The organism is Candidatus Manganitrophus noduliformans, from assembly GCF_012184425.1.
Taxonomy (GTDB): Bacteria; Nitrospirota; Nitrospiria; order SBBL01; family Manganitrophaceae; genus Manganitrophus; species Manganitrophus noduliformans.
On sequence record NZ_VTOW01000018.1, the window covers coordinates 1 to 1494 of the forward strand.

Annotated in this window: 1 protein-coding gene; it reads left to right on the forward strand. The window is 50.2% G+C overall.

Annotated features, from left to right (window positions below):
• The first annotated feature begins 178 nt into the window (after nucleotides 1–178).
• The gene (locus MNODULE_RS24330) at nucleotides 179–1300 is read left to right on the forward strand and encodes an IS630 family transposase (RefSeq protein ID WP_422666778.1); all 1122 of its coding nucleotides are present in this window, start codon (nucleotides 179–181) and stop codon (nucleotides 1298–1300) included.
• The last annotated feature ends 194 nt before the right edge of the window (nucleotides 1301–1494 follow it).

Below are 1494 nucleotides of genomic sequence, written 5' to 3' on the forward strand. Positions count from 1 at the left end.
CATCACCGCAGCATCCTTGGAAAAAACATCCCTGGCTGCGAAAGAAAAAAGAGCCCTGCGCTTCGTTATCCTAAAACCGGACATTTCTATCTTGGTAGGATTAGGACATTTCTACTTTGGCTTGACAGTGTCCAACAAATAAATGGACAATTAGTGAAAAATGGGATAAGCTGGAGTGGTGCCGAAATCTACCCCCGCCCTCCAACTTAAAGAATCAGATCTGCAGCAACTTCGCCAGTGGGTGTCGGCCTTCGGCACACCACAGCAGGTCGCTCTCCACAGCCGGACTATTTTAGCTGCGGCCGAAGGGCAATCCGATAATCGCATCGCGCAACGGCTAAATGTCAATCGTAAAACCGTCACGCTGTGGCGTGGCCGGTTTAATGAGGAAGGCCTGGACAGTTTATGGGAGGTCGCCCCGGGACGCGGCCGCAAGCCAACCTACGGGACGGAAAAAATTGAGTCGATTGTGAAGGCGACGCTACGCACCAAGCCCAAAGGGATGACTCAGTGGAGTTGCCGGTTGATGGCCGCCAGCCAGGGGGTCAGCAAATCCACCATCAACAATATCTGGCAGAGTCACAATCTTAAACCGCACCGGGTGAAGACATTTAAGCTGTCGCGGGATGCCAAGTTTTTAGAGAAGTTGACGGATGTCGTGGGCCTGTATCTGAATCCTCCGCAACAGGCGATGGTGTTGTGCGTGGATGAAAAGAGCCAAATTCAGGCGTTGGACCGTACGCAGCCGGGCTTGCCGTTGAAGAAGGGCCGTTGCGGGACCATGACACATGACTACAAACGTAATGGGACAACAACCTTGTTTGCCGCCCTGGAAGTCTTACAAGGACGAGTGATTGGGCAGTGTTACGAGGGGCATCGACACCAGGAGTTCTTGAGGTTTCTTACGCGGTTGGACCAAGAATTCCCCGGAGATATTCATTTGCACTTGGTGATGGACAACTATGGTACTCACAAGCATCCCAGAGTCCGGTCTTGGTTGAAGCGGCACTCGCGCTTTGTTTGTCATTTTGTTCCCACCAGTTCCAGTTGGTTGAATCTGGTCGAACGCTGGTTTGGAGAATTGACCAGGAAGAGAATTCGCCGCGACTCATTTATCAGCGTGGAAGATTTAGAAAGAGCGATCGGAGAGTTCATGGCGGCCTGGAATGAAAACCCCAAACCCTTCGTTTGGACCGCCACGGTGGAATCGATCGTTGAAAAACTCTCGCGTTGCCGACAAACCTTGGAAAAAATTCAGCCGGGTTGTACGCTACCGCGCAGCAGAAAAAAGAAAAAATAGTTGTCCAGTTATTTATGAGACACTACAGTTTTAGCAGGTCACTGAAAAAGTCGTGTTTAGCATAAAATGTAAAAACCAAGATTTGATCTGACATTTTATGTTGGGGTTCCTGGATGTTTGGTTTCTCCTGATTGTCAGATCGTCTTATGCGACGAGCATCTTCTCCTTGGCCAGAGGCAGACTGTCGATGAATG